Consider the following 6,224-nt stretch of genomic DNA (forward strand, 5'->3'; position numbering starts at 1 on the left):
GCGCAAGAAGTTAACCGCGGAGAAATCCCCAACCGCGGACCGTCACCCGAACTCCGGGAGCCCCCTCATGGCCCAGCTGACCTTCGAACTGCCGGACGGATCGACACGCGAGGTCGACATCGTCCACGTCCTCAACGCCGGGTACGCCGGGCGCAGCCAGGACGACGTCGCCGCGCACATCGCCGAACTCGCCGAGCTCGGCGTGCCCACCCCCACCGTGACGCCGACCCTCTACCCCGTCGCCCCCTACCTCGCCCAGCAGATCGACCGCGTCGCGGTCCAGCACCGGCGCACGTCCGGCGAGGCCGAGTGGGCGCTCGTCGTGGCCGGCGACGGCGAGCTGCTGCTCACGGCCGCCTGCGACCACACGGACCGCGACCTCGAGGTGCACGGCGTGGCCTGGAGCAAGAACGCCGGCCCCGACGTCCTCGCCCGCCGCGCCTGGCGGCTCGCCGACATCGAAGGCCGCCTGGACGAGCTGACCCTGCGCGCCTGGGTCACCCACGACGGCACCGAGACCCAGATCCAGCACGGCACCCTCGCCGAACTCCTCACCCCCGCCTACTGGGTCGACGTCCTGCGCTCCCGCGACGCCCTCAACCCGGGCACCGTCCTCATCTCCGGCACCATCCCCATGGCCCCGGGTGTCGACCAGTTCGCCGACGCCTGGCGCGTGGAACTGGGCGACCCCGCCACCGGCGACACCATCCGCCTCGCCTACGCCGTGCACCCCATGCCGGAACCCATCGGCTGACGAGCCGCCGGCGGCGCCAGAAGGAAGGCGCGGGTCGTGACTCGACGGTCACGGCCCGCGGTTTCATGTCATCGCCGCACCTGGATGAGTGCGTGGGTGCCGCTGGTGCGCCAGCGCTGGTCGTGTGCGGCGACGAGCGATGCCTCTGTTCGCTCGTCGAGCCCGACGATCACGTCGGACTTCAGGGTGCGCAGGGCTGCCACGGGGCCGGGGAAGTACGCGGTGCGCTCGGCGAAGGGCGTGGTCGGGGGCCACAGCTGATCGCCGACGAGGCGCCGGTAGTTCAGGTCGCCCTTCATGATGGTCACGGTGGCGTCTGCGAACTCCTGGCGCAGGTCTTCGGGCATATCCGCGTACGGCAGCGGTGCGCAGAAGAACGCGTGGGTTCGAACGGTGAGCCGGCCGCGCCTGATCCACTCCCACAGCCGCTTGCCGACCACGCCGGCGACGCCGTCGGCCTGCCTGAGGTGGCGCAGGCCGTCGATCACGTCGGCGGTCATGGCATCGGAGACGTAGTACGGGTACGGCTTGACGTGAAGGGTGACGAGTTCGGCGTGGTGGTGTCGCAGCAGGTGGTCGATGAGGAGCAGGTCGGGGACGAGCTCGCGGCCCGCGTTGTCCGCGACCAGGCAGACCGTGTTCGGGCCTCCGGCGGGCAGCAGCGACCACAGCGATGCTGAGTCGTCCGCGATGAGCGGGCTTTCGGCGCCGGCCGCGGCCCGGCCACCGGGGGTCATGCTGAAGCCGAGGTCCGCGCGGTTGCCCCACAGCGATCCGTACAGGAGCGCCTGCGCCTGCTCGTCCACGGGCCGCAGCGCGAGGCGGTCCAGCGCCGTCAGCTCGGCCGCCGCCTCTTCGGTGTGCAGTTCGGCCTGCTTGAAGGGCCGGAACGGGTCGATGCCCTGCCATGGGCCCGCCGCGAAGTAGCCCACCGCTTCGAGGAGTTTCCGGTAGAAGTAGCTCTCCGCCCACAGGAACGGTACGTCGAACCAGGAGCGGCCGAAGTAGCCCCGCCCCCATTCCGCCCACTGGTCGCGGTCCGGCGCACCGGGGCCGAGGGGGCCGATCACGCCCTCGGTGGACTCGGTGAGCAGGGCGTCGAGCGCCCGGTGCTGCCCGGGGCCGTACGGAAAGGCGCCGCGCACCCTCTCGATGAGCGCCGGGTGGCGCTCGGCCAGCACGCTCCGGGCGAAGCTCCCGGGCTCATTGCTCAGGATGACGGGCGCGTCCACGGTCTTGGACATGGCTTGGTGACCCCTCCGGGAATGGCGCTGCTCGGTCGCTGTCCACTGTCAGTGTGACGACGCCGGGCGCGCTGTCGGCGGGGACACGGCCTTTACCGCCGTCTCGACCTCCGCTCCGGTGGGACGGTGATGATGGGGGTGTAGCCGCGCTCGTGGGCGGGTTCGCCGATCGGCTCGCCGTCCACGGCCACCCAGGCGTGTGCGCCGAACGGGTCCGTACGCACCCCCGTGCACCAAGTCGGCCATACCCCGCGGGCCCGGCACAGCAGGGTGGTGGCCAGGGAGCGGCGCAGACAGCTTCGGGTGGCGGCGCAGCGCGCGCTGACCGTGACCACGGCGTGCCGGGCGGCGGCCGTCTCTTCGGGAGTGGCGGGGGACGCGCCGCGGCGCAGCAGGCGGAGCACGGCGCGGATATGGCGCGGCCGGGCGCGGGCCAGTGGGCCGGCGGCCGCGGCGCACAGCGCGGCCAGTACGCGGTGCGCCGGGGTGATCCTTCCCGGCGCGGGCGTCGGGTCGGGGACCGGGGCATCGGTCAGCAGGCCGCGTTCGCGCAGGGTGGCCAGGAGCTGCTCGACGTCCCCGGCGGCGCGGTCGGCGGCCGCGGGGTATCTGCCGGCCAACGCTGCGGCCGCCTGTCGCGGTGTCTCGCCGTCGAGGAGGTGGCGCAGGATGAGCGCGCCAGTGGTGTTCAGCTGCCAGTAGCGCCCGGACCGCTCATCGAGCAGCACCATGCCGTCCCTGGTGGTCGCGCACGTCACCTGCGGCCGCAACACGATGGGTGTCAACGAGCACCTCCGTCTGGTTGAACGGGCCATGGGCGCGGTCGCTCGGCCACCGAGCGCAGCCAGATCTCACCGGCCACGGTGTGCGTCACCAGGGCCAGCTCGGGTACCGAAGCATGCGAATGCAGCGCGCGGCGCAGCCGCTCCGGGTCGATCAGACCGGCCTTGGCCAGCAGCGAACCGTCCAGGAGGGCCAGGATCTCGCCGCGCCGGCGGCGCAGCGCGCGGTAGAAGTCGGTGCCGTAGCGGCCCTTCGAGGTGCGGCGCAGGATCTCGCGCGGCACGATGCCGCCCATCGCCTCGGTCAGCAGCGGCTTGAAGCGGCCCGGGACACTCGCCTCCAGCGGGCGGACGGACAGCGCGGCGGCCACGACCGCGTCGTCGGTGTAGGGGATGGCGTAACCGGGGCCGGGAAGAGCCTTGTTCATCTGGCGGATCGCGTTGCCGCCCTCACGCACCTGCGAGAGCACGGTGTGCAGGGACCGCTGCGGGGCCAGTGGCCCGGGGCAGCGACCGGCGGCGTCTTCGAGTGCCGCCGCGGCGGCGCGTACCGCCCCGGGGGTGGCCCACCCGGGCATACGGGGCGGCGGCTGCCAGCCCAGTCGGCTCGCCGGTGGGGCCGGTTGCGGCGCGGTCAGATCGCGGGCCGCCCGGTGCAGCCACCGCTGGTAGCCGCCCCGGTCGCAGACCGCACGCAGCGCCTCCGTACGGCCCACCCGCCAGTCGAAGCGCAGACGCCGCAGACGCCGCGACACCAGCAGCGGATGCGACCACACCAGGTCGGTCAGGAGCGCGGGCGACGGGGTGAACAACTCGTCTCCGCCACCTCCGCACAGATGCAGCCGGGAACCGTGCGCCCCCACGCGATCCAGGACATCGCTCTGCTTCGCCACATCCCGCGCCCACGCCACCGGCTCCTCGGTGGCCAGGCGCATCCCGTCCACCCCGGCGAACCAGTCCGGCGTCTCGCGCTCCGCCACCACCAGATGGGTGGCCCCCGGCAGCGCCGCGACCGCCCGCCGAGCCCAGACGGCGTCGTCGTTCTGCGCGTCCACGCCCTCCCAGCGCAGCGTCACCAACTCGGCCTCGCCCCGGGCGGCCGCGAGAAAGCACAGGCTGGTCGAGTCAAGGCCGCCCGACAGATCCGAACTGACGGTTCCGCCACCGGCCGTACAGGTGGCCACCGCCTCGGCCAGCGCGGCGCGCACCCCCTCGGCCGCCGTGCGCAACCCGAGCTCGGGCGCGGGCGGACGCCACCACCGCACGGTGCGCTGAGCCCCGGCCCGCTCCCACACCAGCGCCTCGTCGGGCCGCACCGCCCGCACGTGGCGCCACATGGTGCGCCCGCCCAGCGCCGTCCACGAGACGGGAGGGTCCATCAGGCGCGCGGCCAGCATCTCCTGGTCCGGGGCCGCGTCGAGCAGTCCGGCCGGCACATCGGCCCCCGGCGCCGCCACCGGCACACCCGCCACGCGGGCGGTGAACAGCCGGCACGCCGCCGAGGCGGTGCCGCGCGCCCACACCCGGCCGCCGACCGTGGCCAACACGTGGTAGCTGCCCGCCACCCGGCCGACCGCGCCCTCCACCTCCCGTACGTCCCGAAGCCGCGCCACCCGCGCCCGCAGCGCCTCCGGGGTGAGCGGGCACCGGCCCAGCACCGCCACCCGCGCGTCCCCCGCCTCGGCCGTCACCGCCTCCGCGCCGCGCCACCGGCCCAGCAGCCACGGCCGCCCCGACGCATGGCGCAGACAATCCAGGTCCCGCGCCCCGAGCCGATCCGCCAGGGCGGCCGCCGCCTCCGTGTCCGGCAGGATCAGCCACCACGTGTCCCTGAGCACCCGCACCGCCTCGACTCGCCACCATCCATCCAGCCGGCGGGGACGGGCCCGGCCCGCCCCCGCCGGCCACCTGTCAGCCCGGGTACCAGTTGTACGGGTAGAAGCCGCCGTCGTACTGGAAACCGAAGATGCCGCCCGCCGTGACCTCGGTGAAGTCACCGGCTTCCGTGACCTCCGGTGACTCGTAGACCTCAGTTGTTTCTTCCACAGGACTCACCCCCTCCCCGGCCGAAGCTCCTCGCCGAGAGCGGGCCACCCGGCCGCCCGCGGCCCCGCTCGCCCGCGTTCTGCTCCGGTCCCATGGCGAATAAGCGGTATGAGCCGCCAAACAACCCGTACGGATGGGGCGGAGGCACCGGGCGGCAATCGGGCGGCGCGCCGCCATGCCACCAACACCCCGCGCCATCCCGTTACTTGAGCTGCCGCCGACCGCCCTTCGAGCCGGTCCTCGGCGCACCGTGGGACAATGGCCGAAGCGAGTGACCGCCAGGAGAGCTATGAGGATGTGCCGCGCACCGATGACCACTGACACCGGCACCCTTCAGCCCGTGGCCGACGGCGTCTACGCCTGGATCCAGCCGGACGGCTCGTGGTGGGTCAACAACGCGGGCGTCGTGGCCACGGACGACGGGGTCGTGCTCGTCGACACCTGCGCCACCGAACGCCGCGTCCGGAACCTCCTCCGCGCGGTCGACGAGGCCACCGGCGGCGCGCCGGTGCGGTTTGCGCTCAACACCCACCTGCACGGCGACCACACCCACGGCAACAGCCTCCTCCCCGAGTCGACGGTGATCGTCGCGCATGAGGCGACCCGCGCGGGGATTCTGGCCGACACCGTGATCGACGGCTGTCCGCCCGCCTGGGATCCGCTGCCGGACTGGGGCGGGGTGACCCGGCGGCCGCCCGGGGTGACCTTTCGTACGGCGCTGACGCTGCACGTGGGGGAGCGGCGCGTCGAGCTGCATCACCCCGGATATGCCGCGCACACCCCGGGGGACGCCGTCGCGTGGCTTCCCGAAGAGCGTGTTCTGTTCGCCGGGGATCTGCTCTTCCACCAGGTCAATCCGCTGGTGTTCATGGGATCCGTGGAGGGCGCCCTGCGCTCGCTCGACTGGATCGCCGCGTTCGAGCCCGCGCATGTCGTACCCGGGCACGGCCCGCTGATCGACGCGAACACCCTGCCCGAGGTGCTGGACACCCACCGGCGCTACTACCGGTTGGTGCTGGAGGCGGCCGAGGCGGGCCTGCGGGACGGGCTGACGCCGCTGGAGGCGGCGCGCGCCTGCTCGCTCGGCGAGTTCGCCGAGCTGCCCGACGCCGAGCGCATCGTCCTCAATCTGCACCGTGCCTACGCGGACCGCACCGGCGAGGACCCCTCCCCTTTCGGATGGTTCGCCGACGCGATCGCCTACAACGGAGGGCCGCTGCCGACCCGCGTCTGAGCCGCCCGGGGCAGTCATGAGTTTGTGGTGAGTATGAGACAGCGACACGCCGTAGTGTCGGCGTGTCGCTGTCTCATAAAAACCAACCCAGGCGGCTACAACTTGGGGGCCGTGAGCATGTACCAGCGCTTGGGGGCCGGGGGGGCGGCCGCCGGGTCCCCCGG

At 73.3% G+C, this 6,224-nt stretch carries 6 protein-coding genes; 2 read left to right on the plus strand and 4 right to left on the minus strand.

The window, feature by feature from the left end; genetic code table 11:
• The first annotated feature begins 67 nt into the window (after window positions 1-67).
• Window positions 68-754, plus strand: coding sequence for a DUF2848 domain-containing protein (locus tag ABTY62_RS10450; protein WP_352129008.1), 687 nt, complete (start codon window positions 68-70; stop codon window positions 752-754).
• Between the two features lie 68 nt (window positions 755-822).
• On the opposite strand, the gene ABTY62_RS10455 is transcribed toward ABTY62_RS10450, so the two are convergent.
• The 4 genes from ABTY62_RS10455 to ABTY62_RS10470 all read right to left on the minus strand — a co-directional run bounded on the left by ABTY62_RS10455 (window position 823) and on the right by ABTY62_RS10470 (window position 4,826).
• Complete coding sequence (locus tag ABTY62_RS10455) at window positions 823-1,998, minus strand: damage-control phosphatase ARMT1 family protein (protein WP_352129009.1); 1,176 nt, start codon at window positions 1,996-1,998, stop codon at window positions 823-825.
• Window positions 1,999-2,090: 92 nt separating this feature from the next.
• Window positions 2,091-2,783 (minus strand): lasso peptide biosynthesis PqqD family chaperone, encoded by a 693-nt coding sequence (locus ABTY62_RS10460; protein WP_352129010.1) that lies wholly within the window; start codon window positions 2,781-2,783, stop codon window positions 2,091-2,093.
• Window positions 2,780-4,618, minus strand: a complete 1,839-nt coding sequence (locus ABTY62_RS10465) for an asparagine synthase-related protein (protein ID WP_352129011.1) — start codon at window positions 4,616-4,618, stop codon at window positions 2,780-2,782. The genes ABTY62_RS10460 and ABTY62_RS10465 overlap by 4 nt, the downstream gene beginning before the upstream one ends.
• Window positions 4,619-4,691: 73 nt before the next feature.
• A complete protein-coding gene (locus tag ABTY62_RS10470; protein ID WP_311728424.1) occupies window positions 4,692-4,826 on the minus strand; it encodes a lasso RiPP family leader peptide-containing protein in 135 nt (44 codons plus the stop codon).
• A 310-nt stretch (window positions 4,827-5,136) separates the two neighbouring features.
• Between ABTY62_RS10470 and ABTY62_RS10475 the strand changes: the two genes are divergently transcribed.
• On the plus strand, window positions 5,137-6,060 hold the full coding sequence (locus tag ABTY62_RS10475; protein ID WP_352129013.1) for an MBL fold metallo-hydrolase: 924 nt from the start codon (window positions 5,137-5,139) through the stop codon (window positions 6,058-6,060).
• Window positions 6,061-6,224 lie beyond the last annotated feature (164 nt).

The sequence above is a fragment of the Streptomyces sp. NPDC097640 genome (assembly GCF_040302705.1).
Lineage (GTDB): Bacteria > Actinomycetota > Actinomycetes > Streptomycetales > Streptomycetaceae > Streptomyces.

What these genes read in the sequence shown, in the direction of transcription:
- ABTY62_RS10450 (WP_352129008.1), top strand. Translation starts at nt 68, where the DNA reads ATGGCCCAGCTGACCTTCGAACTGCCGGACGGATCGACACGCGAGGTC.
- ABTY62_RS10455 (WP_352129009.1), bottom strand. Translation starts at nt 1,998, where the DNA reads ATGTCCAAGACCGTGGACGCGCCCGTCATCCTGAGCAATGAGCCCGGG.
- ABTY62_RS10475 (WP_352129013.1), top strand. Translation starts at nt 5,137, where the DNA reads ATGACCACTGACACCGGCACCCTTCAGCCCGTGGCCGACGGCGTCTAC.